Source organism: Actinoplanes sp. L3-i22 (assembly GCF_019704555.1).
Lineage (GTDB): Bacteria > Actinomycetota > Actinomycetes > Mycobacteriales > Micromonosporaceae > Actinoplanes.
In genome coordinates this window covers 7,726,301-7,750,936 of sequence record NZ_AP024745.1, presented here as the reverse complement: position 1 = coordinate 7,750,936, position 24,636 = coordinate 7,726,301, and the positions used below count along the sequence as shown (strand labels likewise).

Sequence of the window (24,636 nt, the reverse complement as noted above, 5' to 3'; positions counted from 1 at the left end):
ACCAACGATATAGACGTCCTGACCTAAGGTGATCCCACCATGGTCACCTGGTTGCTGCCCGCCGTCCTCGCCCTGGCGCAGCTCGTCGTCTGGCCCGGCCTGCCGTTGCTGCGCGGGGACACCGTCTCACCTGCATGGTTGATAGCGGTCATGATCGCCACCGTGGGGGTCACCGCCGGGCTCGGGTTGCGGCGCCGGCGTCCGGTGTGGAGCCTGATCGTGGTTTCCGCGGCGCTGGCCGTGGCGACCTCGGTGGTGCCGGCCGACGACCAGCTCGTGCTGTTCCCGATCGGGATCGCCGACCTGATTGCCCTGTTCAGCGTGGCCGCGCGATGCCCGCCGCGGACCATGCTGATCGTGCTCGGCGGCCTGATCGCCTGGCAGGGCGCGCTCGGCGCGGTCCAGGACGGCGCCGGCGCCGATGCCGTCTACGAGGTGTTGGTCGCCGCGGTCGCGAACGGGGTGGTCGCCGCGCTCGGGCGGATCCGGGGCCGGTGGACCGCTGAGCGAGCCGCCGCAGCTCGCCGTCTTTCCGCAGCTCAGAATGCACATCGGGAGGCCGCTGAGGCGGAGCGCCGTCGTCTCGCCCGCGAGTTGCACGATGTCACGGCGCACCACCTTACGTCGATCGTGGTCAATGCGCAGGCGGCCGATCTGCTCGCCGAGCAGCGTCCCGAACTGAGGGTGGAGGCGCTGTCGTTCGCCGCGCGGACCGGCCGGGACACCCTCGACGCGCTGCGCCGGTTGGTTGCCGTCCTGCCTGCTCAGGCCGAGGAGGACGAGGCGCCGCCACTGGCCGAGCTGACCGCGGGTTTCCGCGAACTGGGCCAGGACGTGATCGTGGAGATTCCGGGCGGGGAGCCGCCCCGGGCGCTCGCCGCCGCGGTGCACGGCATCGTCCGCGAGGCGTTGACCAACACGCTGCGCTACGCGCCCAAGGCCCAGATCAAAATCAGACTTGCGTACGAAGGGGACACCGCCGATCTCGTCGTCGAGGACAACGGGGGAGCGGCTCGGGTGACCGGCGCTCCGGGGCTCGGCGGTGGCCGTGGGATCAGCGGGATGCGGGACCGTGCCCAGGCGCTCGGCGGGACGCTCGAGGCCGGACCACGGGACGGGGGCGGCTGGCGGGTGCGTGCTTCATTGCCGTACCCCCGAAGCTCTTCCCGGAGGATCGAGTGGTTGCGCAGCCAGGCCGTGGTCGACGCGGGTCTTGCGCTGCTCGCGCTGGTGCTGCCGCTCGGCGGGCTGCTGGCGCCGGGTGAGGATCCGGCGATCGGTCCGGCCGCGGTCGCCCTCGTCGCGTCCGCCCTGGTGGTGCACGTGGTGCCGCTGCTGTGGCGACGGCACCGGCCGTGGTGGGTGCTGTTCGCGGTGGTGGCGACGACGTGGCTCGGTCCGCTGCTGGTCGCGGTCGGGACGGTCGGTTCGGACGACTCGTGGGTGTTCCTGTTCAGCGCCGGTGCCGAGGTGGTGGCGGTCTACGCGGTCGCGGCCTGGGGCGCGCGGGAACGGCTGATGTGGCTCGCCGCGGTGATCGCCACGTTCTCCTCGTCGGCGGCTCTCGCCGTCCTCGTCACGGCGCTCATGCTGACCGAAGATGATCCTGAAGAGCTGACGGGTGGCCTCTCCGGGGCGGTGTTCCTCGTGGTGATGGTCGCGGTGCTCGTGATGGTGGCCGCCGTCGTGCTGGCCGGGCCGATCTTCGGCAGTTGCGCCGCCGGCCGGGCCGCCCGGGCCCGCCGGGACCGTCGCCGGGAGCACGAGGAGGCGGGTGTCGCGTCGGCGACGGCGCTGGCCGCACTGCGTGCCCGGGCCGAGCGGGCGCGGATCGCCGACGGCCTGCGGGCCGCGGTTCTTCAGCCCGCCGCCGCGCTGCCCCGGGCGGCGGATCAGGGTGACCTGTCCGGTGTGCTGGTCTCGGCCCGGGACGCGCTGACCGCGATGCGGGCGCTTCTCGACGGCCTGGACACTTCGACAGCGACCGTTTCGGATCAGGAGGTGCGGTCATCGTAGTTCGCGTGCTGATCGTGGACGATCAGGTGATGGTTCGGGCGGGACTTTCCGCGATCGTCGGCTCCCAGCCGGACCTGGAGGTGGTCGGCGAGGCAGGGGACGGCGCCTCCGCGCTGACGAGTGCCGAGCGGCTGGCACCTGATCTAGTACTTATGGACGTACAGATGCCCGGGGTTGATGGTCTGACCGCGACCGCGCGGCTGACCGCCGGACCGCAACCCCCCAAGGTCCTGGTTTTGACCACCTTTCATCAGGATGCCTATGTGTTCGCGGCGCTCCGTGCCGGGGCCTCGGGCTTCCTGCTCAAGGACGCCGGGCCGGCCGAGTTGATCGCCGCGATCCGCACGGTCGCGGCCGGCGAGGCCATGCTCAGCCCGGCGGTCACCCGGCGTTTGATCGACGCGTTCGCTACCGGGGCTGTTTCCGCTGCTCCGGATGTTGATCGCCGGTTGGCGGGCCTTACCGCGCGTGAGCGGGACGTGCTGCTGCGGATCGCGCAGGGACTGTCCAACGCGGAGATCGGCGACGCGCTCGGGATCGGCGTGGGCACGGTCAAGGCGCATGTGAACGCGTTACTTTCCAAGATCGGCGCTCGTGACCGGGTTCAGGCGACGATCATCGCCTATGACTCGGGGCTCGTCCGCCCCCGCTAGATCGCCTTGGCGAAGCCGGAAGGGGCGACCATGTCGGCGACTTTGCGGAAAGTGTCGGGGAGCGAGACTTCCGGGTTGTCGAACCAGTACTGCACGCTCGTCCGCAGCGCGGTCATGAACGTGGCGACCAGGACCCGTGCGCGGAGTTCCGCATCCGGGCCGGCGACGCGGGTGGCGAGCTCGGCGGCCAGGTCACGCTCGATCGCCGTGTAGGCCGCGATCTGGTGGGCCAGGTGGCTCGGGTCGCGGTGCAGCTCACGGCGCTGCGTCAGCCACGAGGTGTCCGCGTCGGCGAAAGCCTCGGTGAGCAGGCCCTGCGCCGCGCCGGTGAGCACCGTCCACGGATCGGCGGCCGGCTGCTGACGGATCGACTCGCACAGCCGCCGCATCCGGTAGGCGTCGCGGTAGTAGAAGACTTCTTCCTTGTTCGCGAAATAGTTTGTGAACGTTCGCCGCGAAACCCCCGCGCCTTCGGCGATGGCGTCGATCGTGACGTTGTCGGCGCCGCGCTCGGCGGCCAGGCGGACGGCAGCGTCGTGCAACGCCATCCGGGTGGCCATCTTCTTGCGTTCGCGCAGCCCGAGGTTTTCCTCCACACCGCAACCCTAGTGCGACGTGACCCACTTCTCAAAGTGCAAACTTGCCTAGAGTGCAAACAAAGACGAGGCTGAGAGCGTGAGCGCCTGGGGGGATGCCGCCGACCGGCGGCGTGCTTGGCGATGGCTGGCACGGCTCGCCGTGATCACCATCGCCGCGGCCGCCGTGTGGCTCACGGTCCGCGGTCGGCTTCCGGCTCCGGGTGCGATTTGGACCATTTTGCGTACGGCGGATGCCCTCTGGGTGGTCGCGGCGCTCGCCGCCCAGGTCGTTTCCCAAGCGGCTTTCGCCCTGCAACAGCGCCACCTGCTCGGGGCCGTCGGGGTGAGCGTGTCCCGGATCGCGGCGCTGGCGATCACGTACAGCCGGTCGGCGATCAGCCTTGCGCTGCCCGCCGGGTCGGCGATGTCGGCCGCCTACGCCGTGCAGCAGTACCGTCGGCGCGGGGCCGGCGGGGCGACCGCTGCCACGGTTGCGGTGCTGTCCGTGGTGGCTTCGATGAGCGGGCTGCTCGCGGTTTGTGCGCTCGCGTTCGGGCAGCGGCCGTTCCTGAGCTGGTGGCATGGCGCTTCCTACGAGGCGATCGCGGCTGCGGTGGTGCTGGTGACGGCACTTGTCACCGCGTTCCGCTCGCGGCCCGGCCCATCGCCGTCACCCGAACCCGAATTTCCGCAGTCCTCGGCTTTGTCATCGCCGCAGTCCTTGGCCGGGTCGTCGCCGCAATCCCCACGGCAACCGTCGCCGCAGCCCTCAGCGCGGTCGTCGCAGCAGTCCTCGCCGCAGCACTCAGCGCGGTCGTCGCAGCAGTCGTCGTCGCAGGTCGAAGGCGAACGTGTCGAGGCGCCTTCCGCTTTGCGGCGCCTCGGGTCCCGAGTTCACCAGGAGTGGACGGCGGCGGTCACGGCCGCCCGATCCATCCGGCCGCGCGACGGGGCCGCGGCCGTCCTGTGGTCGGCGCTGAACTGGGCGGCGGACGCGTTCTGCCTGGTCGCGGCCGCTCAGGCATGTGGTCTGCCGGCCGGCTGGCGGACCGTCGGGGCTGCCTACCTCGTTGCGCAGGTGGTGCGGCAGATCCCGATCAGCCCCGGCGGGCTCGGGTTCGTGGAGGCGAGCCTGGTCACCGCGCTGAGTCTGGGTGCCTCGACGGCCACTGCCGCCGCGGCTGTCCTTCTCTATCGCATCATCTCGTTCTGGCTGATTCTGCCGGTCGGGCTGCTCACCTATCTCGGGTTGCGGCGGGTGCCGGCCCGGGCTCTGGAACTCCCGATCAGATCGGTGTTACCGAGGCGGGCTCGGGCCGAGCTCGCGGAGTCCTCCCACTGAGATCCCGCCCCGCGGCGGGGCACAGCGCCCGGGTCGCTGCTGGATCCGCTCTCAGTTCTCGCTGCTGGATCCGCCCTGAGCTTTCGCTGCTGAGACGGGCTCTGAGTTCTCTACTGAGACCGGGTTCTTGAGCCGCCTCTCGCGGCGGTCGTCCGATCGGATCGTCATTCAGGCCGCTGGTCGGCGGCGAAACGGGCCAGGTGGATGGCGACCGGTCGAAGGCCGCGGCGCTGGTAGAGGCGGATGGCATCGTCGTTTCCGTGCAGCGCCGCGATGAACAGGTCGCCGATCCCGGCCGCGTCCAGTTCAGCGTCCACTCGGTCCAGGAGTCGGGTGCCAATGCCCTGACCGCGCGCCCCCGGAGCGACCGACAGTGTCTGCAACTCGGCCATCCGGTTGCCGGTGACCCAGGTGTCGTCCGGCCCGGGCCGGACCTGCACCAGGGCATATCCCACCAGCGCATTTCCCACCAGGGCATTTCCCGCCGGCGCAGAGCGGTGATCGCCCTGGGGCAGCCCGGCCCGCGGGGTCACGGCCCTGTCAGGCATCGCTTCTCCGTCCGGCTTTGCCTCCGGCGCGACGCCCTCCGAAGGCTCTGCTTCCGCGAGCAGGACGAAGGAACCGGGCGAGGCGAGCCACTCGACATACGCGGAGCGGCGCGCCGTCCACGAGGCGTCCCGTGGCTGGTAGACGGCGTCCGGAACGACCTTCTGATGGTGCTCGTGCAGGGAAAGCCAGAGCGGCTCCAATCGGTCGACGATCTCGACTCCAGCCTTGCTGATGCTGATCTCCATGCACAGGATGATCCGCCAGAAAGCCTGGAACGGCATGGGTCTTCTACTGCGTTCGCGTCTGTGCCGCGGCCCTGCGTCTGTGCCGCGGCCCTGCGTCTGTGCCGCGGCCCTGCGTCTGTGCCGCGGCCCTGCGCTGCGGGCCTGCGCGCGCGGCCGCGAGGCGTGGGCGTGGCTGAGGCTCAGGCACGGCGTGTGGGCGGTGCCGGCCGTCTCGGGCCGGCACCGCAAATGCGGTCAGTCGAAGTGCAGGCCGCCCGTGCGGGTGCGTTTGAGCTCGAAGAAGCCGGGATAGCTCGCCATCGTCCGGGCGGCGTCGAAGAGGCGGGCGGCCTCCTCACCACGGGGGATCCGGTTCAGCACCGGGCCGAAGAACGCCACCCCGTCGATGTGGATCGTCGGGGTGCCGACGTCCTCGCCGACCGGGTCCATGCCCTCGTGGTGGGACTTGCGCAGCGCCTCATCCCACTCGGCCGACTCCGCGGCCTCCGCCAGGGAGGCCGGCAGGCCCGCCTCGGCGAGCGCCTGCGGGATCACCACGGCGAAGTCCTTGTTGTCCTGGTTGTGAATGCGGGTGCCGAGCGCGGTGTAGAGGTCGCCGAGCACGTCCTCGCCGTGCTGCTGGGCGGCGGCGGTCACCACCCGGGCCATGCCGAGCGAGCGGTCGACCAGCTCCCGGTACCACTCCGGGAGCTCGCGCTTCTCGTTCAGCACATACAGGCTCATGGGACGGAACCGCAGGTCGAATTCGCGCAGCGGGCGCACCTCGAGGATCCAGCGGGACGTGATCCAGGCGAACGGACAGGCGGCGTCGAAATACAGGTCGACGGTGGTCATCAAATTGCTCCTCACTGAATTGCCGTGCCAACGCTAGAGCCTTGATCGGCCGGTCCGGGTGCCAATCGTGCCGCAAGTGGATGGGCCAATGCATCAGACCAGGGTGGTACTTCGAGATTCATACCGTGGTCTGACGCGGCCCGGCCGCCGGCTGATTACCTTTGCCGCCATGGTCGTCGCAACCCATCTCACAACTCGCCGGATCGAGGCCGCCACCAGGCCCGACCGGGATCGAGCCATCGACGCGCTGCGGGCGATCGCCATCCTCGGCGTGGTGCTCGGGCACTGGCTGGTGACCGCACTCGTCTTCGACGAGGGGCGGGTCCAGGTGGTCAGCCCACTGCAGCACATGCAAGCGCTGACCCCGGTCTCCTGGGTCTTTCAGACCCTCGCGGTCTTCTTCCTGGTGGGCGGCCAGGTCGCGGCCGGCAGTTGGTCGCGGCGGGCTGTTCGGTATGAGGACTGGGTCGCGCACCGACTCAAACGACTGTTTCGCCCGGTGCTCCTGGTGCTCGTCGTCTGGACGGTGGTGGCCGGCTTCCTGCTGGCCCTCGGCGCCAGTGGGGAAGCCGTGGGCACGCTGGTGAAGCTGGTGCTGTCCCCGATGTGGTTCCTGCTCGTGTTCGCGGCGCTGACCGCGGCTACACCGTTGGTCGTTCGCTTGCACCCGGTGGTGCCGTTTGCGGTCGTGGTGGTCGTCGACCTGCTCCGACTCGGGCTCGGTGCGCCTGCCTGGGTGGGGTGGATCAACCTGGCTGCCGGATGGTTGGTGCCGTTCGCGCTCGGTGCGCGATGGGGGAGGATGTCGCGGCGTGCGCTGTGGGCTCTGCTGATCGGCGGCGTGGTTGCGACCGTGGGGCTGGTGCTCTGGGCAGGTTATCCGGCTTCGATGGTCGGCGTTCCCGGTGCGGGGTTCTCCAACCTGGCGCCGCCGAGCCTGGCAGCGGTCACCTTCGGCCTGGCCCAGTGCGGACTCGCCGGCCTCGTGCGGGAGCCGCTGCGACGGTTGATGCGGCGCCCGGCGTGGTGGGCGACGGTCGTGATGGTGAACCTGTTCGCGATGACGATCTTCCTGTGGCACCAGACCGCGATGATCACCGGGACGGTTCTGGCGCGGACGCTGGTGGGACCGCTGACGGGTCTGCACACGACGCCGGACAGTGCGGTGTGGGTGCTTGCCAGGGTCGGCTGGTTGCCGCTGTTCGGCCTGATTCTGCTGTTCGTCTGCCTCGCGGCACGCCGAGTCAGGGGGTGATCGTCGGAACGAGCGATCAAACCAATGGCACCGCTGTCGCCGGCTGGCTTGGACGATAGATCTGGTGCTGGTGCTGGTGCTGGTGCTGGTGCTGGTGCTGGTGCTGGTGCTGGTGCATCCGGAGATTGAGATGCGGGAGTCGGCTACCGGGGGTCTTACCGGGGGGAGGGCGGTCTGCGGGGCGGGTGGTTTGCACAACCGGTGGTTCGCGCGGCGGGTAGTTTGCGTGGCTGATGGTTTGCACAACTGGTGGTTTGCGCGGTCGGTGGCTATGCCTCGTGGATTCCGTAGCGGGCCATTACTGCGGTTCGGCGGGTGTGGTTGACCGTTCGGACTCGGCGGGCGATGAAGAAGACGTCGAACAAGGTCCAGAGGCCCAGGCCACCGAGGGTGAACAGCATGACGATGGAACGGGCGGTGTCACCCAGGTAGAAGCGGTGGCCGCCGAAGATGCCGGTGATGCACCAGAGGGCGTACGCGATTTTCGGGTTCTTCTTTATTGATTCGAATTCCGATTCGGCGCGCAGCAGCCGCAGGCGCTCCCATTCCGGAAGTGTGGCCTGCTCCTGCGGTGATTCCATCCGACGAACGATAGCGGTCAGCGAGGTGAGGCGACACGGCCGAGGCGCGAGGCTCGGGCGGGGCAGGTTGGCCGGGCGGAGTGGCGCGGCTCAGCGCAGTGCGGTTGCAGCGCGGCGTCTGGGCGCGGCCCGGCGTGGTGCGCGGCCCGCCATGCCGCGTGCGGGGCGGCGTTGCGCGGTGCAACGCGGGGCGGGCCGTGCGGATGACGCAACGCGGTGCGCGGTGCGCCGGCGCGGTGCGCGGTGCGCCGGCGTGGTGCGGGGTGCGCGGGTGTGGTGCGGGGTGCGCGGGTGTGGGGCGCGGGCGGGGCAGTGCGGGCGGGTGGAGGTGGGGGTCTTTGGGGCTGAGGGGAATGTTTGGTGCGGTTGCTGGGGGTGCCGGGTGGGGTGGGTGAGTTAGGGCTTGCGGGCTACGGCGCCGAAGAGGGAGGCCTCGACTGGGGTTGGGTGTTCGTCTGAGTCGGGGTTGGGGCGCCATTCGCTGATGGCGGAGATTCCTGGGGTGATCAGGTCCAGGCCGGTGAAGAACTCCTCGAACTGGGGGTGGGTTCGGGGGTAGACGTCGGAGCGGCCGGAGCGGAGGGACTCGTCCCAGTTGGCCTTTAGGTCCGGGGTCAGGAAGTCGGTGGTGGCCATGGTCATTGTCAAGTAGCTGCCGGGAGGGAGGGCGTCGATCAAGGTGTGGACGATTTCTACCGACTGGGGGTGGTCGGGGAGGAAATGGACTACTGCGACCAGGATCAGGGCTACCGGCTGGGACAGGTCCAGGATCTCGACCGATTCGAGGATCTGGGCGGGGTTGCGGAGGTCCTGCTCCAGGTAGCGGGTCTGGCCCTCGGTGGTGCTGGTCAGGAGCGCTCGGGCGTGGGCCATGACCATCGGGTCGTTGTCGACGTAGACGATCCGGCTGGTGGGGGCGATTCGCTGGGCTACCTGGTGGGTGTTGTCGGCGCTGGGTAGGCCGGTGCCGATGTCCAGGAACTGGCGGATGCCTGCCTCGCCGGCCAGGAAGCCGACTGCGCGTTGGAGGAACGCGCGGTTGGCGCGGGCTGCGACTCGGGCTGCGGGGTACGACTTGGCGAGTAGGTCGCCCGACTCGCGGTCGGCGGCGAAATTGTCCTTGCCGCCCAGCCAGTAGTTGTAGCGGCGGGCCGGGTGCGGCACCCCGGTGTCGAGCTTGTCGATCGTCACGCCGAGATCCTAATAGGAACATGAACGCCGGGACAGCCACCCCGCAGCGGCTCTGGCGCGGGCGCCGTCGGCGTTGGGCCTGGCGTGCCGGCTCGGTCGTGCTGGGGGTCGGTGTCGGGGCTGGCGCGCTGGGCGCGGTCGGCGTCGGGGCTGGCGTGGTGGCTGGCCCAGCGCCGCGCTGGGCTGCGCCGCGCTGGGCTGCGCCGCGCTGGGCTGCGCCGCGCTGGGCTGCGCCGCGCTGGGCTGCGCCGCGCTGGGCTGCGCCGCGCTGGGCTGCGCCGCGCTGGGCTGCGCCGCGCTGCGCCGTGCCGCGCCGCGCTGGGCGGGGCTGGGCTGGGCAGGGCTGCGCCGCGCCGCGCCGCGCCGCGCCGCGCTGGGCTGGGCTGGGCTGGGCTGGGCTGCGCCGCGCCGCGCCGCGCTGGGCTGGGCTGGGCTGGGCTGGGCTGGGCTGGGCTGCGCCGCGCCGCGCTGGGCTGGGCTGGGCTGGGCTGGGCTGGGCTGGGCTGGGCTGGGCTGGGCTGCGCCGCGCTGGGCGCTGGGCGCTGGGCGCCTGGGCTGCGCTGGGCTGTTGGGTGGGCTGCTTTTTGGTCACGGAAGGTGATCGACTGAGTGCCCAGAGTGTGGCGATTTGTCGAGAGGCTTGGTACGCGGCAGTATGCACGGGTGCAGCGATACCGAGTTGGCATCCTGGCTGGTGCGGCGGTCGTGGTTCTCGGCGGTGGGGGCCTGATCTACACAGGTCTGAGCGACGGGGGCTCCGACGGCGGGGGAGTGCTGCCGAGTGCGCTGAACATCGGCGACTCCAAGCCGTCCGCGTCGCCTACGCCGACCGGGCCGAGTCCTGCGGAGCTGGCGAAGGCGGCGCAGGTCAAGCGGGCGAGCCAGCTCACCGCTGCGTTGAAGAAGCTGACCGCCACCTCGCCGGAGTTCTCGGTGGCGGTGCTGAACAAGAAGACCGGCGAGACGTTCGCGTATCGCGGGGACGAGCACTACGACACGGCCAGCATCGTCAAGGCCCAGATCCTCGCCTGCATGCTGCTCAAGGACCAGGACGCCGGCCGCGACCCGAGCACCGGCGAGATGACGCTGGCCAAGCCGATGATCCAGCTCAGCGACAACAATGCCACGACCTCGCTGTTCACCCGGATCGGCGGGAAGACGGCGGTCGGCAAGTGCAACAAGCGGCTCGGGCTGAGCGACACCGTCGTCAACACCTCGTGGGGCCTGACCCGCACCACCGTCGACGACCAGGTCAAGCTGCTCTCCGAGTTCGTCGACACCAAGGGGCCGCTCGACACGGACTCGCGGAAGGCCGCGTTCAAGCTGATGAACACGGTCAACGCCGCCCAGGACTGGGGTGTGCCGGCGATCGCCAAGACCGGGGAGACGTTCACGGTCAAGAACGGCTGGGACACCCGTTCCGCGGACGGCGGGCTGTGGGCGATCAACACGATCGGCCGGGTCACCGACGGGGACGACGTGGACGTTTCGGTCGCGGTGCTCTCGCACAACAACAAGTCGATGCCGGCCGGGATCGCCCTGGTCGAGAAGGTCGCCAAGCTGACCCGCCAGTACCTCAAATACTGAAACCGCGGGTGAGCGCCTCCTCGAACAGAGGGCGCTGGGCGCGGATGTAGTCGGCGTCGCCCAGGTACTGCAGGTGGTGGCCCGCGGCCAGGTGGCCGGCGAAGGCGGTGTTTCCGGCGGCGGCCTCGGTGCGCATGTGGGCGACCATGGTGTCCAGGCGGTGCGCCACCATGTCGAGCAGGGCGGCGCGGGACGGCGCGTCCAGTCCGTACCGGTCGCAGAAGAGGCGCAGGCGGGCGGCCTGCTCGGGCGGGGAGCCCAGCGCGTCCGCGCTGCCGGGGGCGGTCAGCGGGGACCAGCGGTAGACCGCGTAGGCGACGTCCCACAGGCGCGGGCCGGGGCGGGCGTGGTCGAAGTCGAACATGCCGACGACATGGTCGCCGTCCAGGACGCAGTTGTACGGGGCGTAATCCCCGTGACAGATCACCTCGACCGGCTCGATCGCCGGGACCTGCCAGCCGTCGCGCGGTGCGGTCCGGGCATAGCCGGCGGTCGCGTCGTGATACGCCCGGAGCAGCGAGGCCGCCGACTCGACCGCCGGGATCGAGGCCGCGGCCGGGCTCAGCGGATAGTTCCCCACCTCGCCGGGCAGGAAGTCCAGGACCTCCAGGCCGTCGACGGTTCCGTGGAACCGGGGAGCTCCGGTGAAACCCTCCGCCGCCAGGAACTCGAGCAGCGCGTGGATCCGGGGCGACCACGGGCCGGTGGGGCGGTGCACCCGGTCACCGAGCCGGACCACCTCGTTGACCCCGCCGACCAGCACCTCACGTTCGCTCATCGCCCCATCATGGTGGGCGGCACAAACAGCGCGGCCCGGCGACACGCTGGCCGCCGGGCCGAATCGAGCAAAGGGCAGATCGAGCAAAGGGCAGGTCGAGCAAAGGTCGGATCGAAGGACGATCAGCCCCAGGTGGCGGTGGACCAGTCCTCGGACGACCAGAAACGGCCCGTCCACGACCCCGCCGACCAGAAGCGCCCGGACCAGAACCGCCCGGTCCACGCCGGGTCGTCCCACGACGTCGCGCCGCCCCATGGCGTGCCGTTCCAGTCCGCCGCCGCCCAGGTGCGGGAGGCGAACGACGTGCCGGTCCAGCCGTCGCCGGCCATCCGCATGCCCATCCACACGCCGCCCTTCCAGGCCTGGCCGGCCGCGGTGAACGCCGCCCAGTTCGCGCTGTGGAACGGCCCGAAGATGGTGAATTCGCCGCTCAGCGGGATGTTGTTGCTGACCACGCGGCTGTCACCGCGGGCGTCGTCGAGGTTGCCGCTGCCGTTCGACGGGGCCCACGTCTGCTTACTGGTCACGGACGGGGCGAGGTCCAACGCCGTACCCAAGTTGATTTGTTTGAGGCCGAGGGCCGCAGCCTTGCCGGACACCGCCGTGCCCCGTTTGAGCAGGTCTTTGACCTGGTCCGGGGTGAGTGACGGGCGGGCCTGGAGGAGCAGCGCGACGGTGGCCGAGGTGACCGCGGCGGCCTGGGAGGTGCCGCTGCCGCGGAACAGCGTGGTGCCGGTGCGCGCGCCGGGGTAGGTGTTGTCGATGTTCGAGCCGGGGTCGCGCAGCGACGCGATCGACTCGCCGGGGGCCAGCACGTCCGGCTGTTTCTCCTGGGTGGCCAGGTTCGTGTACGCGGCCAGCTCGTCGTCGGAGGTCGCGACCGTGCCCTTGGTCGCGGTCGCCCCGACCGACAGCACGAACGGGTCGGTCGCCGGGTTCGCCAGGGTGGTGGTCGCGTTGCCGTCGTTGCCGGCCGCGGCGACGACCACGATGCCGGCCTTCCACGCCTGCTCCGCCGCGTACTGCAGCGGATCGGTCCACGCTTCCGGGTTGCCGCCACTGCCGTACGAAAGGTTGAGGACCTTGATCGGGTTTGCCGGATCGTCGTTGCGGTGCTGCACCACCCAGTCGATCGCCGCGATGACCTGCGAGACGTCGACCGCGCCGTTCGCGGTGCCCAGCTTGATCGAGGTCAGCTTGGCCTTCGGGGCGAGCCCGACGCTGCCGCTGGCGGTGTCGTTGCCGATGATGATGCCGGCCATGTGCGTGCCGTGACCGTACGTGTCCAGGTACCGCAGCTCGTCGGACTGCGACTCGAACGACAGGTCCGGCCCGTTGACCAGCTGCGATGCGGGTATTCCGGGGACCGGCGCGACGCCGGTGTCGAGCAGCGCCACGCCGACGCCCGCGCCGGTCAGCGACGCGGCGGCGCCGGAGTCCGCCCCGACGATCCGGCGGACGTCCTTGAGCGAGGTGCCGGTGCCGGTGGTGCTGGTGCTCAGCCAGGAGCCGGACCAGCCGCCAGCGGGAGTGCCGCGGCCCGCGGCGGAGGCGGGTACGGCGGGAACTATCAAGAGCATCGCCGCGGCGGTTGCCCGGGAGATCCGTGAGGGGCGCACCAGGTGGTCCTTTCCTACTGTGTTCAGGTGCTCCACGATCGGTAACGGAACGGGCTCCCGTCCAGCCCTGAGCAGGGCTTCCGCCCTTTCGGCCGAGCCAGGTCGGGGTGCGGCGGGCGGGTTCCGGAGGAATTTCTCAGGTTGCGGAACGGGTCGCCGATGGGCGTGCACTCTGAAAGGTGTGCGCGGAACTTTGACGCTGGACCCGGTCACCGGCACCGCGACCCGCGCCGACCTGGCCGGAGCGCTGCGCGACGCGGTCCGCGGCGACCGCCGCTGCTCGCTGTTCCTCTTCGACGTCGACCATTTCAAGACGGTCAACGACGTCTACGGTCACCAGCGCGGCGACGAGGTGCTCCGGGCCATCGCGGAACGCGCGATGTCCGCGGTGGGCACGGCCGGCACGGTTTTCCGGTACGGCGGTGACGAGTTCGTCGTCCTGCTCCCGCACACGCCGGCCCCGGAGGCGCTGCGGCTCGCCCTGCGCCTGAGCGGCGCGATCCGGGACGTGCCGTTCGGCACCGACCCGCCGCTGCACCTGTCGGTCAGCCTCGGTGTCGCTACCGGCTCGGCGCCCGACACCCTGATCGCCGCCGCCGACCGGCGCAACTACCTGGCCAAACGCCGTGGCCGGGGCGGGGTGGTGGCCGACGACGCGGACACGCCCGCCGAGGCCGGCTCGTCCCGGCTCTGGGAGCGGGACACCGCGCTCACCGCCGTCCACGACTTCCTGACCCGGCTCGCCGCGCACGGCCACGGCGCGCTGCGGATCACCGGCCAGCCCGGCGCCGGGCACACCCGCTTCCTGACCGAGGTCGGCCGGATCGCCCGCCTGCGCGGCTTCACCCCGGCCCAGCTCATCCTCGCCGACCTGGACACCAATCCCGAGGCGGAAATTCAACAGATCAAGACCGGGATTGCGTACGCCACCACGGGCGCCCCGGCGCAATTGCCGGTCCCGGAGCTGGGCGTGGCCCGGCTGGAGCCGTGGTCCCCGGCGACCGTGCACATCTGGCTGCGCGCCGCACTGGCCGGCGAGCCGTCATCCGCCCTGGTCAGCGAGGTGGTCCGGCGCAGCGGCGGGCTGCCGGCGGCGGCCGTGCGGACCCTGGACCGGCTCCGCGAGCGCGTCGAGGTGATCCCGGACGGGGCCGGCGGCTGGACCCTGACCGCGGCGGTCACCGCCCGCCCGAGCCGCAAGGTGCGACTGCCCGCCGAGCTGACCGCGCTGGTCGGCCGCCGCCCGGAACGGCACCGGGCGGCCGCGCTGCTCCGCGAGAACCGGCTGGTCACGCTCGCCGGGCCGGGCGGGATCGGGAAGACCCGGCTGTCCGTCGCGGTCGCGCGCGACGTCGCCGACGGCTTCCCGGACGGGGTGGTGTTCGTGCCGTTCGCGGACGCCACCGGCACCGACGAGGCGGTCCGCGCGCTCGCCGCCGCGCTGCAGGTCGAGGACGTACCCGGGGTGGACCTCGTGGACGGGCTGCGCGAGGCGGTCGCCGCGAGCGAGATGCTGCTGGTCGCCGACAACCTGGAGCAGGTGCCCGGGCTGGCGCTGACCCTGGCCGGGCTGCTCGCCGAGGCGCCCGGGCTGCGGATCCTCGCGACCAGCCGGGAGCCGCTCGGGATCTACGGCGAGCAGGTCTACCGGGTGCCGTCGCTGCCGGCCGAGGACGCGGCCCAGCTCTTCGCCCAGCGGGCGCGGGCCGCCGCCGGGGACTTCGAGCCGTCCGCGGCCGAGCGGGCCGACGTCGCCGCGCTGTGCGCGCGCCTCGACGGGCTGCCGCTGGCGATCGAGCTGGTCGCGGCGCGGGCCGGGACGTACTCGCCGGCGCGGCTCCGGGCGCTGCTCGACGAGCGCCTGGACATGCCGGGTGAGCACGGTCCCCGGGACCGGCCGGAGCGGCAGCAGACGCTGCGCGGGGCGATCGGGTGGAGCTATGCGCTGCTCGACGCGGACGAGCGGCGGATCTTCACCGGGCTGGCGGTGTTCGCCGGCGGGTGCACCGAGGAGGCGGCCGACGCGGTGCTGCCCGGGGCGGCGGCCGGGCTCGCCCGGCTGGTGGCGAAGAGCCTGCTGACGGTGGAGACCGGCTCGGGACGCTTCTCGATGCTGGCGACGATTCGGACGTACGCCAAGGAATTGCTCTCCTCGAACGAGGCGGACCTCGCGCCGGTCCGCCGCCGCCATGCCACCTGGTTCGCCGATCTTGCCGCCTTGGCGGCCGAGGGTATGGCCGGAAGCGATCAGCAGGAGTGGGCGGCTCGGCTGGATCTCGAGTATGCGAACCTGCGGGATGCGGTGGGTGGGGCGCTGGACGCCGGGGACGTGCGGACGGCGGCGCGGATCTGTCAGGGGTTGTGGCGGTACTGGCGGAACGGCAACCACATCGCTGAGGGGCGTGAGTGGCTTGACCGGCTGCTTTTGATGCCCGGCTCCGAGGAGCTCTTCTACCCGGCTGCGGTGCTGGCCGCCACGCAGGACGACAACGTGACCGCGGCGGCGTACGGGACGCGGTGCCTCGATCTCGCGATCCGGCTCGGGGATCGGCCGACCGAGGCCCAGGCGCGGAACATCCTGGGGGTGGCGGCTCTCCGGAACGGTGAGTATGTGGCTGCTTCTGATCACTTTGGGTTCGGGCTGGAGGTCTGCCGGGAGCTGGGGCAGCCGGCCGGGATCGCGATCGCGCTCGGGAATCTGTCGAAGCTGGCGCTGCGGCAGGGCGATGCCGGGGCGGCGGCCGGGTATGTGGATCAATGCCTGGAGTTGGAGCGGGCCGCCGGGAACAGTCGCGGGGTGCTGCTCGGGCTGGAATGTCGGACCGACGTGCGTCTTGCTCAGGGGGATTCGGGCGGGGCCCGGGAGTCGGCGGGGGAGGCGCTCGAACTCAGCCGGGACCTCGGCGACCTGTTCGGGGAGGCGATGGCGCAGCATCAGCTCGGGCTGGCGGCGCTCGCGGACGGGGACCTGGCCGGGGCGGTGCGGATGTTCCGGGCGGGGATGGCGCTGCGGCACGAGATCGGGGATCGGGAGGATCTGGCCAACTCGTTCGACTGCCTGGCGGTGGCGCTTGCCGGGAGCGAGCCGGCCCGGGCGGCGCGGCTGGTGGCGGCGGCTGGGGAGCTGCGGCGGCGGCATCGGCTCGCGGATCCGGCGGGGGCCGGGGAGCGGCGGGAGGCGGTCTGTGCGGCGGCTCGGGAGGCGCTCGGCGATCGGGGCTTTGCGGCGGCGTGGCGATCCGGCGCCGCGATGTCCATCGAGGAAGCCGTGACCGACGCGTCCGCCTGAGAGGTACTGCGGCGTTGACGGTACTTCGGACTGCGCAGTACTGTGCGGTCCGTGGATACCACGCAGCTCCTCAAAGGAGTGCTGGACCTCGCCGTCCTCGCCGCCCTGCGCGACGAGGACGGCTACGGCTACGACATCCTGCGCCGCCTCCGGGCGACCGGTCTGCAGGACGTCGGCGACGCCTCGGTCTACGGCACTCTCCGCCGCCTGTTCAGCGGCGGCTTCCTGAACACCTATGTGGTCCCCAGCGACGAGGGCCCGCACCGCAAGTACTACGCGCTCAACGCCGCCGGCCGCGCCGAGCTGGAGCGGAACGGCAAGACCTGGCGCGAATTCGCTTCGACCATGAACGACCTGCTCGGGGACCGGGGGACCGCGTGAACGACACCGCACAGGACGAGATCGCCGGGTATGTCGCGCAGGTGCGCGAGGCCCTCGGCGGGGTGCCGGACAGCACCCGCGAGGAGCTGCTCGACGATCTTCCCGAGCATCTGACCGAGGTCCTCGCCGAGGGCAACGGCTCGCTGGTGGAACGGCTCGGGTCGCCGTCGGCGTACGCCGCCGAGCTGCTGGCCGCGGCCGGTCTCGGTGGTGAGCCGCCGGCCCGCCGCGACCAGGTGACCGAGTTGCGGGAGTGGGCGGTCCAGGTCCGCGAGCGGAGCGCGGTGTGGCTGGCGGCGGCCGACGTCCGGGTCGGCCCGGTCCTCGGATATGCCAAGGCCAGCGAGTTCCTGGTGCTGCTCCGGCCGGCCTGGTGGGTGCTGCGCGGCTACCTGGTCGCCATGGTCGTCGCCCAGATCCTCGACACCGGGTCCGAGCCGATCGGCCTGCTGCCCCGGATCGGCGGCAGCGAACTGGTCGCGCTGATGCTGGCGGCTGCCGGGATCATCGGCTCGATCTGGCTGGGCCGGCGGGGGACCCCGGTGACGTTCTGGCCGCGGTTCACCTTCCACGCCGGCACCGCGGTGCTGATCCTGGTGGCGACGCTCGGGTTCTTCGGCGCGGACAACGACGCGCGGAACAGCCCGTACATGCAGGCGACCTACAGCGGCAACTCCGGCTACGACAACGTGCGCGACGTCTTCGTCTACGACGGGCAGGGGCGGCCGGTCGAGGACGCGCAGCTCTACGACCAGGTCGGGAACCCGATCCAGCTGGGCAGTCAGTACTGCGACGACCCGGAGAACGGGACCAGTTGGACCAGCTGGCACCGCGGATATCCCCGGTGTCCGGAGTCGAACCCGTTCCGCTCGCCGTCCCCGTCGCCGTCCCCGTCGGACGATTCGGTGGTGCCGTCCGCGCCCCCGTCGCCGTCCGTCCTGCCCTCGCCGCCGGCGTCGGCGCCGACTCCGTCGGCTTCCCCCAGCCGCTGATCGCCGCCGGGTCCGCTGTGGTCCCTCTTCAACCATGCTCGGGTACGGCGTGAGCCGATCGACCAATCGGTGATCTTCTGTTTCACTGTGCCCATGCAGACCGGGCCGCGACTGGCGATCGACTACGGCACCGCGTGCACCCGTGCGGTGCTCGCCTGGCCGGAACGGCACTGGCAGGCCCTCGTCGTCGACGGGACGACCGAGCCGTCCAGCGCCGTGCACGTCGCCAAGGACGGGACGATCACGGCGGGGGCGGCGGCGTGGCGGCTGGCCGAGGACGATCCGGACGGCTTCGTGGTGGCGCCGCTGGCCGAGGGGACCGGGACGGTCCGCGTCCGGGGCCGGGCCGTCGAGGTCGCCGACCTGGTCGTGGCCACGCTGAAGCTGGTCGTCGCGGAGGCGGAACGGATGGCCGGGGTGCTGCCGGCCGACGTCCGGATGAGCGTCCCGGCCGGCTGGGACCCGGCCCGCCGGACCTGGCTGCGCCTGGTCGCGCACCAGGCCGGGCTCGGCCGCCCGCAGCTGGTCGAGGCGCCGGTCGCCGCGCTGCTGTCCACCCAGAACGGCCGGTCGGCGCCCGGCCGGCTCGTGCTCGTGCTGGACATCGGCGCGACCGTCGAGGCCAGCGTGCTGCGTGACGAACCCGGCGGCGCCGAGGTGCTCGCGACGGTCGCCGACCCGGACACCGGTGGCCGGGCCGTCGACGACCGGCTCGCCGCGATGCTGCTGAACACTCAGGACGCCGGGGTCGGTGCGGTTCTTCGAGGGGCCTCAGCGGGCACCGTGGCAGTCCTCCGTACGGGCAAGGAAGCAGTTTCCCAGCAGCCGGCCGTGACCGTCCCGCTGCCCGCACCCGGAGCGGCCGTCGTGCTCAGCACGACCCTGATCGAGCGCGCCGCCGAACCCGTCCTGCGGCGCGTCGCGGAGCTCGCCGCGGACGCGCTCAAGGCGGCCGCGGTGGAGATCGCCGACCTGGCCGAGGTGTACGCGGTCGGCGCGACGGCCGCGATGCCGGCCGTGCCCCGGGCCCTGGAACAGCAGCTCGGCGTGCCGATCCGGGTGGCCACGATGCCCGGCGCCGCGATCGTGCTCGGCGTCGCCGAGGCCGAGGGAGCGGCCGCGCCGGCCGCCGAACCGGCGCCGAAAGTCCCGCAACTGACCGTCCTGCGGGTGCTCGCACTGCTGCTGCCCGGGCTGGCGTCGGTCGGGCTGTTCGGCCACTTCGTCTTCACCGCCCGCGGGGCGACCGCGTCCAGCTGGGGCGAACTGGCCATCGCCGGCGTGCTCGCGCTAGTGCTGTGCCTGGCCGCCGGCCCGTGGATCGGGGTGGCGCTCGCGCGCGACGCCGGGCTGCGCGGCCGGTGGGACGGCGCCGGCCAGATGTCGGCGGGGCTGCTGACCGGCGACGCGTTCGGGGTCACCGTGGCCGCGCTGTACGCGGTCGCCGCCGGCCTCTACCTGGTCGCGCCGTTCGGCGAGCCGCTGCAGTGGGCGCTGCTGCCGGTCCTGCCGGCCGCCCTGCTCGCCGCCGCGGTCGCGGTCCTGATCCGGCGCCTGAGCCCGCCGGTCATCGTGGAGTTCCCGCTGGTGGCGTCGCTGATCCTGAGCGTCGGCAGCGTGCTGTTCACGCTGACCGTCTCGCTCGGCGGCCTCTTCGAGTGGGCCAGCCGGCTCGGCGGGGCGCTGATCGGCGTCGGCATCGCGCTGCTGCTGTTCCGGATCCGGGTGCTGCAGGGCATCTCCGCGGTGGTCCTCGGCGTCTTCGGCTTCTTCATCGCCGACCCGCGCGCGGTCGGCGTGTTCGGCGTCGGGATCGGCCTGGCCGTCGCGGTGTGGTGGGGCCAGCGACTGTTGGCCCTGGTCCGCGTCTGACCGGTAGGGTGCGGCCGGTGACGGCTCGCGCCCTGATATTCCTCGACGTGGACGGCACGGTGATCCCGCTGCGCTCCCGCGTCGTGCCGGGCGTGCCCCGCGAGCCGGCCGGCGGAAACCCCCTGCTGTCCCGGATCGACCCGGCGGACGGCCCGCGCCTGCGCTCCCTCGGCGGCGAGCTGATCTGGGCCACCACCTGGATGGACGAGGCCAACGAGGTGATCAGCCCGCGCCTGGGCCTGCCGCCGTTGCCGGTCGTGGACTGGCCGGACGAGAACCCGCTGCCGAACCTGCACTGGAAGACCGGCTTTCTGGTGGCGTGGGCGGCCGGCCGCCCGTTCGTCTGGCTCGACGACGAGGTGACCGAGGCCGATCAGCGGTGGATCGCCACCCACCATCCGGGCCGCGCCCTGCTCCGCCGCGTCCACCCGTTCACCGGCCTGACCGAAGCCGACTTCGCCGCCGTCCGCTCCTGGCTCCTGATCAACACCTGACCGGGCACCACACCCGGCCCGCCGGACCTGCTCGCGAACGGTCTCGACCCAGCGCAACGCGCTGAGGTGAACCGGTTCCCGGTCAGGGGCGTTCACTCGGGTGAATGCGCCAGCACCGGGGGAGTAGATCACGGGGGTCGGAATGCCGAAGGAGCACGAGGAACTGGGCGTCGAGCTCTACCATTTGTGGCTGGCCGGCGACAAAGACCTTCCCGTGCTGGCGGGGCAGTTCGACCTGGCGCGGAACGACCTGCATCAGTCGGAGCAGCTGGACACCTGCTTCAGGCGGCCGGCCGAGTTCCACAGCGGTGACACCGGTCCGGTCTATCACTCGTTCCGGAATCTGCGCGAAACACTCGCGGAGCTGCTCCGCGACGGCGGCGCGAACCTTCGCGCCGCCGGAGATGCCCTGAAACTGGCCTCTCAGGTATACGGGGAGGCCGACGAGCGCGCTGCGGAAGAGTTGAGAGCCATCCGGCGGGATCCGGGGCGAGGTGAATTCTGACCATGGGCGCGCCTCAATGGATGTGGACCTATGAGACCCTGCCGCTCGGTGTGGCCGAATTGCGGGAGCTTGCGATCGAGACCGCCTGCATGCAGGCGGCGATCCCGCCCGACGAGACGAGTCATTCCGCTCAACAGCGGGCCGACAAAGTCACGATCGAGGCGATGTTCGCGGGCGTGCACAATATGTTCTGGCCGTTCATGTCGTCCATGCCGGCACCTGATGATTTCGATCTGTTGCTCGACTGGCTGCGACAAGCGGCCAGGGGCTTGACCTCGACCCAGAGCACGGCTGATCCCCAGATCGGGCTGAAGCCGGCGGACCTGGACTTCTCTCGAGCGACCACGGTCAGCTCCCACCTCGGGAGTTGGAGTGGCGCGGCGGCTCGTGAGTTCAAGCGGAACTACCTGGATCCGATGCCGACACAGCTCGCGAGCACGTACAACGCGATCGTCTTCGCGATCAAGTTGATCGAACTCGAACAGGGCATCTGGCGTGGAGCCCGCACCGACATCACTCGCATTCTGAACGACGCGATCGACACGTTACGGAACATGCCGGGCTGGTGCGGGAAGGACAGCCTGACCACGGTCCTGACAACCGTCGCGGCTTTCGCGACGATCGCCGCCGTTCCGCTGTCGCCGCTGGGCACCAGTCTCGCGGTCGGACTGGCGGTGACCGACGGCGCCGCCTCCGTCGGCGCGACACTGCTGCCCGAGGATCCGGAGCGGTATGTGGCGTTTCCGGCACCGACTGCCTACGGGGTGATCACTGCGGTGGAACAGGCGATCGCCGAGCTCTACACCCGGATCAACGAACAGGAACACAAGATCGCCCGGGTCCTCGACTCGGCGGTCGCGGTCGTGACCGATCAGCGGAGCTCCTATGTGCCACCGTCGCCGCTGCTCGCGAACGCGAACCGGTGGAACATCACCGATCAGGACTATCTGGGTTTCGCGAGCTGAGGAGGTGGGTCGTGGGCGAGTTGTCCGCTCGGCTGGATCGTGTGCTGGTCCATGCCTCCGCGCCGGGTGGTGGTGTGCACGGTGAGATTCGTGGACGTGGTGACGTCGACATCCACTTCTCCTCCGGCTTCTACGGATCGGTCGCCGATTCCGAGCTCGAACGTCGTCTCGGACAGATCGCCCAACTTCTCTGGGTGGAATATCTCCGCGAGCAGCGCGCCATTCGCAGCGAATTGGGCATCTTCGAGTTTGTGGACGACCCGGTTCGGGACACCCGCTTCACGTGCGAACGTGACCGGATCACCGCGACCGGGCAGTCCGATGACGGGCGGATCTCCGTGTCGACGGAGGGGATGCGCCGGTGGCGCGTCTCGGTGGCCGACGGTACGGTCCGCCTCCTGAGCGAACATGACTTCCGAGCGGGACTGCGCACGGCGGTCGTGTGTCTCATCGCCGATCAGTCGCGGCAGATCATCGAGTTGAAAGGGCGCGTGTACGGGTGAAACGTTGGATTCCCGCGGTCATCATCGCCGTGGCGCTGGTCGTGGTCGGCGGCTGGGTGATGCTTCGTGGCCGGGAGGACGAGCCGGCGGCCACCGCGTCCTGCCCGTTTCCCGCGCCACCAACGCCGGGACAGGTGCCGATCGGTATCGCGGGCACCGGTGGCCAGACAATTACGGCGCCACCCGGCGGCAGCGGGACGCTGAAGGTGATCGACGCCGGTTTCACGATGTTCGACGGCGCGAGCAAGGTGACGATCGGGGCGGTCGTGGAGAATGCGACGACGCAGGTCGCCTACCAGACCCAGGTGATCTTCCGCGCGACCGCTGCCGACGGCAGCGCCGGCATCGGCCAGGCGGAGACCTACCGGCACATGTTCGAGATCCCGATCCTCCGGCCGGGACAACGGGCCGTGATCGGCGATTTCGCCAACGTCCGGTCGCGGGTCACGAAGGCCGGTCTCGAGCTGATCCGGACCCAGTGGATCCCGGCCGGGGACACCGCGTCCTACCCGGCGATCAACGCCACTGCGGCCGGCTCCGCGGAAACGGGCGGCATCCCGGTCACGACTACCTCAGACGCGTGCCATGACCTGGTCGATCGCGGCGTGAGCCTGGTGTTCCGCAATGCCGCGGGAAAGATTGTCGGGGGCACGTTCGACCTGTACAGCAAGGCGGGACTGTGCCGGACGCCGACGAGCCACCGCGAGATCTTGTCGTTCCCGTCCGTTCCGGCGGGGGCTGACCTCGGGCGGACCCAGGCGACCGTGTTCTGCGACGTGACCGGGCCGGCCTCCGCCGACCCGGGGCCGGATCAGGCGGTGAACTGAGTGGGTCAGTAGCGGAAGTGGCTGACCAGGGTCTGCAGGTTGTTGGCCATCGTGCTCAGTTCGGTCACCGCCTGCTGGGACTGGGCGATCCCCTCCGTGCTCACCTGGGTCGCCGTGGCCAGGCCGGTGATGTTGGCGGCGATGTCGCCGGCGCCGGCGGCGGCCAGGGCCACGTTGCGGCTCATCTGCTCGGTGGTCGAGGTCTGTTCGGCGACCGCGGTCGCGATTGTCGCCTGGAACTCGTTGATGCTGGCGATGACCGAGGTGATCTCGCCGATCGCGCTGACCGCGCCGGCCGTGTCGGCCTGGATGGCCTGGACGCGGCGGGAGATGTCGTCGGTGGCGCGGGCCGTCTCCTGGGCGAGTTCCTTGACCTCGCCGGCGACGACCGCGAAGCCCTTGCCGAGTTCGCCGGCGCGGGCCGCCTCGATGGTGGCGTTCAGGGCGAGCAGGTTGGTCTGCTCGGCGATGCTGGTGATCACCTTGATCACCGTGGCGATCTCGGCCGAGGACTCGCCGAGCTTGCCGACCTGGGCGGTGGTGGCGTCGGCGACCGCGACGGCCTGGGCGGCGACGCGGGCGGCCTCGGTGGCGTTGTGGGCGATGTCGCGGATCGAGACGCCCATCTGGTCGGTGCCCTGGGCGACGTTCGAGACGTTGTCGTTGACGCTGCTGGCGGCGGCCGACGCGGTCTGCGCCTGGGCGGAGGCCTGCTCGGCGGAGAGCGACATGGTGCTGGCGGTGGCGGTGAGCTGCTCGGCGGCGGCCGCGACGGCCTGCGCGGAGCCGGCCACCGAGGAGACCACCCGGCGGGTGTTGGCCTGCGCCTCGTCGAGCGCGCGGGCCATCTGGCCGACCTCGTCCTGGCCGCGGACGTCGGCGGCGACGGTCAGGTCGCCGCCGGCCATCGCCTGCAGCGCGGTCCGGACCCGCTGCAGCGGCCGGGTGATCGACCGGACGATCAGGTTGGCCAGCACGATGACGGCGATCGTGGCGACCGCGACGGCCAGCCAGAGGATGTGCTCGGCGGCGGCCCGGCGATCGCCGGCGTTCTTGTTGGCCCGGGCGACGGTGTCCAGGAACAGCGCCCGCTCGTTCGCCAGCACCGCGCTCATCAGGTAGTTGTCGACGCCGACCTGCTCCCAGGCGAGCCGGGCGCCGGCCTGGTCGACGGCGGCCGAGGCGACGAACCGGGTCAGCGTCGCGGTGTAGTCGGCGGTCACGTCCTTGATCCGGCCGACCGCCGCGTCGAGTCCGCTGGGCAGGGCGATCCCGGCCAGCTTGGCCAGCAGCGCGTCGGCCGAGGCGACCCGCTCCTTGAGCAGTTCGGCCTGCTTGGCCGGGTCGCTGCGGACGATCGACTGGATGCCGTTGGCGCGCATCTCGCTGGCCTCGCGGTCCAGCTGCAGGACCAGGGCGCTGGCGGTGTTCAGGTTCTCCAGGTCGCGGGCGGTGTTGTCGGCGGTGTTGCTGTTGACCACGGTCACGCCGAGACAGATGGCCAGCGCCGCGAGGCTGGCGGCGACCAGGACGGTCAGCTTGGTGCGGACCGAGAGGTCGAGGAAGCGCTGGATCATCGG

The 24,636-nt window shown here is 71.2% G+C and carries 22 protein-coding genes; 14 read left to right on the top strand and 8 right to left on the bottom strand.

Features of this window, described 5'->3' with window-relative positions:
• Positions 1–39: 39 nt before the first annotated feature.
• Together L3i22_RS34885 and L3i22_RS34880 are read left to right on the top strand one after the other, a co-directional pair.
• Positions 40–2,016, top strand: a complete 1,977-nt coding sequence (locus L3i22_RS34885) for a sensor histidine kinase (RefSeq protein ID WP_221321741.1) — start codon at positions 40–42, stop codon at positions 2,014–2,016.
• A gap of 5 nt (positions 2,017–2,021) precedes the next feature.
• Positions 2,022–2,669, top strand: coding sequence for a response regulator transcription factor (locus tag L3i22_RS34880; protein ID WP_255657391.1), 648 nt, complete (start codon positions 2,022–2,024; stop codon positions 2,667–2,669).
• On the opposite strand, the gene L3i22_RS34875 is transcribed toward L3i22_RS34880, so the two are convergent.
• A complete protein-coding gene (locus tag L3i22_RS34875) occupies positions 2,666–3,265 on the bottom strand; it encodes a TetR/AcrR family transcriptional regulator (RefSeq protein ID WP_221321740.1) in 600 nt (199 codons plus the stop codon). The two genes, L3i22_RS34880 and L3i22_RS34875, sit on opposite strands and share 4 nt — an antisense overlap.
• 79 nt (positions 3,266–3,344) lie before the next feature.
• On the opposite strand from L3i22_RS34875, the gene L3i22_RS34870 reads away from it, so the two are divergent.
• The gene (locus tag L3i22_RS34870) at positions 3,345–4,589 is read left to right on the top strand and encodes a YbhN family protein (RefSeq protein ID WP_221321739.1); all 1,245 of its coding nucleotides are present in this window, start codon (positions 3,345–3,347) and stop codon (positions 4,587–4,589) included.
• A gap of 164 nt (positions 4,590–4,753) precedes the next feature.
• Here the strand turns inward: L3i22_RS34870 and L3i22_RS34865 are convergent, their stop codons facing one another.
• Both L3i22_RS34865 and L3i22_RS34860 read right to left on the bottom strand, forming a co-directional pair.
• A complete protein-coding gene (locus tag L3i22_RS34865; RefSeq protein WP_221321738.1) occupies positions 4,754–5,383 on the bottom strand; it encodes an N-acetyltransferase in 630 nt (209 codons plus the stop codon).
• Between the two features lie 234 nt (positions 5,384–5,617).
• Positions 5,618–6,217 (bottom strand): DsbA family protein, encoded by a 600-nt coding sequence (locus L3i22_RS34860; RefSeq protein ID WP_221321737.1) that lies wholly within the window; start codon positions 6,215–6,217, stop codon positions 5,618–5,620.
• Positions 6,218–6,386: 169 nt separating this feature from the next.
• Between L3i22_RS34860 and L3i22_RS34855 the strand changes: the two genes are divergently transcribed.
• Positions 6,387–7,472: an acyltransferase gene (locus L3i22_RS34855; RefSeq protein ID WP_221321736.1), complete on the top strand. Its 1,086-nt coding sequence runs from the start codon at positions 6,387–6,389 to the stop codon at positions 7,470–7,472.
• A gap of 269 nt (positions 7,473–7,741) precedes the next feature.
• On the opposite strand, the gene L3i22_RS34850 is transcribed toward L3i22_RS34855, so the two are convergent.
• On the bottom strand, positions 7,742–8,053 hold the full coding sequence (locus L3i22_RS34850; protein ID WP_255657390.1) for a TM2 domain-containing protein: 312 nt from the start codon (positions 8,051–8,053) through the stop codon (positions 7,742–7,744).
• Between the two features lie 396 nt (positions 8,054–8,449).
• Positions 8,450–9,244 carry an SAM-dependent methyltransferase gene (locus L3i22_RS34845; RefSeq protein ID WP_221321735.1) on the bottom strand — a complete coding sequence of 265 codons (795 nt, stop codon included), beginning with the start codon at positions 9,242–9,244 and terminating at the stop codon, positions 8,450–8,452.
• A 663-nt stretch (positions 9,245–9,907) separates the two neighbouring features.
• Here L3i22_RS34845 and L3i22_RS34840 point away from each other — a divergent pair.
• A complete protein-coding gene (locus tag L3i22_RS34840) occupies positions 9,908–10,831 on the top strand; it encodes a serine hydrolase (protein WP_255657389.1) in 924 nt (307 codons plus the stop codon).
• On the opposite strand, the gene L3i22_RS34835 is transcribed toward L3i22_RS34840, so the two are convergent.
• On the bottom strand, positions 10,821–11,609 hold the full coding sequence (locus tag L3i22_RS34835) for an aminoglycoside phosphotransferase family protein (protein WP_221321734.1): 789 nt from the start codon (positions 11,607–11,609) through the stop codon (positions 10,821–10,823). The two genes, L3i22_RS34840 and L3i22_RS34835, sit on opposite strands and share 11 nt — an antisense overlap.
• Before the next feature lie 122 nt (positions 11,610–11,731).
• Entirely contained in the window at positions 11,732–13,228 is a 1,497-nt protein-coding gene (locus tag L3i22_RS34830) for a S8 family serine peptidase (RefSeq protein WP_221321733.1), read from the bottom strand.
• A 181-nt stretch (positions 13,229–13,409) separates the two neighbouring features.
• Here L3i22_RS34830 and L3i22_RS34825 point away from each other — a divergent pair, with 181 nt between their 5' ends.
• From L3i22_RS34825 to L3i22_RS34785, 9 genes are all read left to right on the top strand, one after another.
• Positions 13,410–16,517 carry a diguanylate cyclase gene (locus L3i22_RS34825; protein ID WP_221321732.1) on the top strand — a complete coding sequence of 1,036 codons (3,108 nt, stop codon included), beginning with the start codon at positions 13,410–13,412 and terminating at the stop codon, positions 16,515–16,517.
• A gap of 51 nt (positions 16,518–16,568) precedes the next feature.
• Positions 16,569–16,898, top strand: a complete 330-nt coding sequence (locus L3i22_RS34820) for a PadR family transcriptional regulator (RefSeq protein ID WP_221321731.1) — start codon at positions 16,569–16,571, stop codon at positions 16,896–16,898.
• A complete protein-coding gene (locus L3i22_RS54445) occupies positions 16,895–17,890 on the top strand; it encodes a hypothetical protein (RefSeq protein ID WP_221321730.1) in 996 nt (331 codons plus the stop codon). Before L3i22_RS34820 ends, L3i22_RS54445 begins: the two co-directional genes overlap by 4 nt.
• A 93-nt stretch (positions 17,891–17,983) precedes the next feature.
• A complete protein-coding gene (locus L3i22_RS34810) occupies positions 17,984–19,762 on the top strand; it encodes an Hsp70 family protein (protein WP_221321729.1) in 1,779 nt (592 codons plus the stop codon).
• 8 nt (positions 19,763–19,770) lie between these two features.
• Entirely contained in the window at positions 19,771–20,256 is a 486-nt protein-coding gene (locus L3i22_RS34805; protein WP_370644266.1) for a hypothetical protein, read from the top strand.
• A gap of 142 nt (positions 20,257–20,398) precedes the next feature.
• Complete coding sequence (locus L3i22_RS34800) at positions 20,399–20,761, top strand: hypothetical protein (RefSeq protein ID WP_221321727.1); 363 nt, start codon at positions 20,399–20,401, stop codon at positions 20,759–20,761.
• 20 nt (positions 20,762–20,781) lie between these two features.
• Positions 20,782–21,726 carry a hypothetical protein gene (locus L3i22_RS34795; protein WP_221321726.1) on the top strand — a complete coding sequence of 315 codons (945 nt, stop codon included), beginning with the start codon at positions 20,782–20,784 and terminating at the stop codon, positions 21,724–21,726.
• Positions 21,727–21,737: 11 nt separating this feature from the next.
• Positions 21,738–22,229: a hypothetical protein gene (locus tag L3i22_RS34790; RefSeq protein ID WP_221321725.1), complete on the top strand. Its 492-nt coding sequence runs from the start codon at positions 21,738–21,740 to the stop codon at positions 22,227–22,229.
• Complete coding sequence (locus L3i22_RS34785; RefSeq protein WP_221321724.1) at positions 22,226–23,056, top strand: hypothetical protein; 831 nt, start codon at positions 22,226–22,228, stop codon at positions 23,054–23,056. The genes L3i22_RS34790 and L3i22_RS34785 overlap by 4 nt, the downstream gene beginning before the upstream one ends.
• A gap of 5 nt (positions 23,057–23,061) precedes the next feature.
• Here L3i22_RS34785 and L3i22_RS34780 read toward each other — a convergent pair whose 3' ends face one another.
• The gene (locus tag L3i22_RS34780; protein ID WP_221321723.1) at positions 23,062–24,633 is read right to left on the bottom strand and encodes a methyl-accepting chemotaxis protein; all 1,572 of its coding nucleotides are present in this window, start codon (positions 24,631–24,633) and stop codon (positions 23,062–23,064) included.
• Positions 24,634–24,636 lie beyond the last annotated feature (3 nt).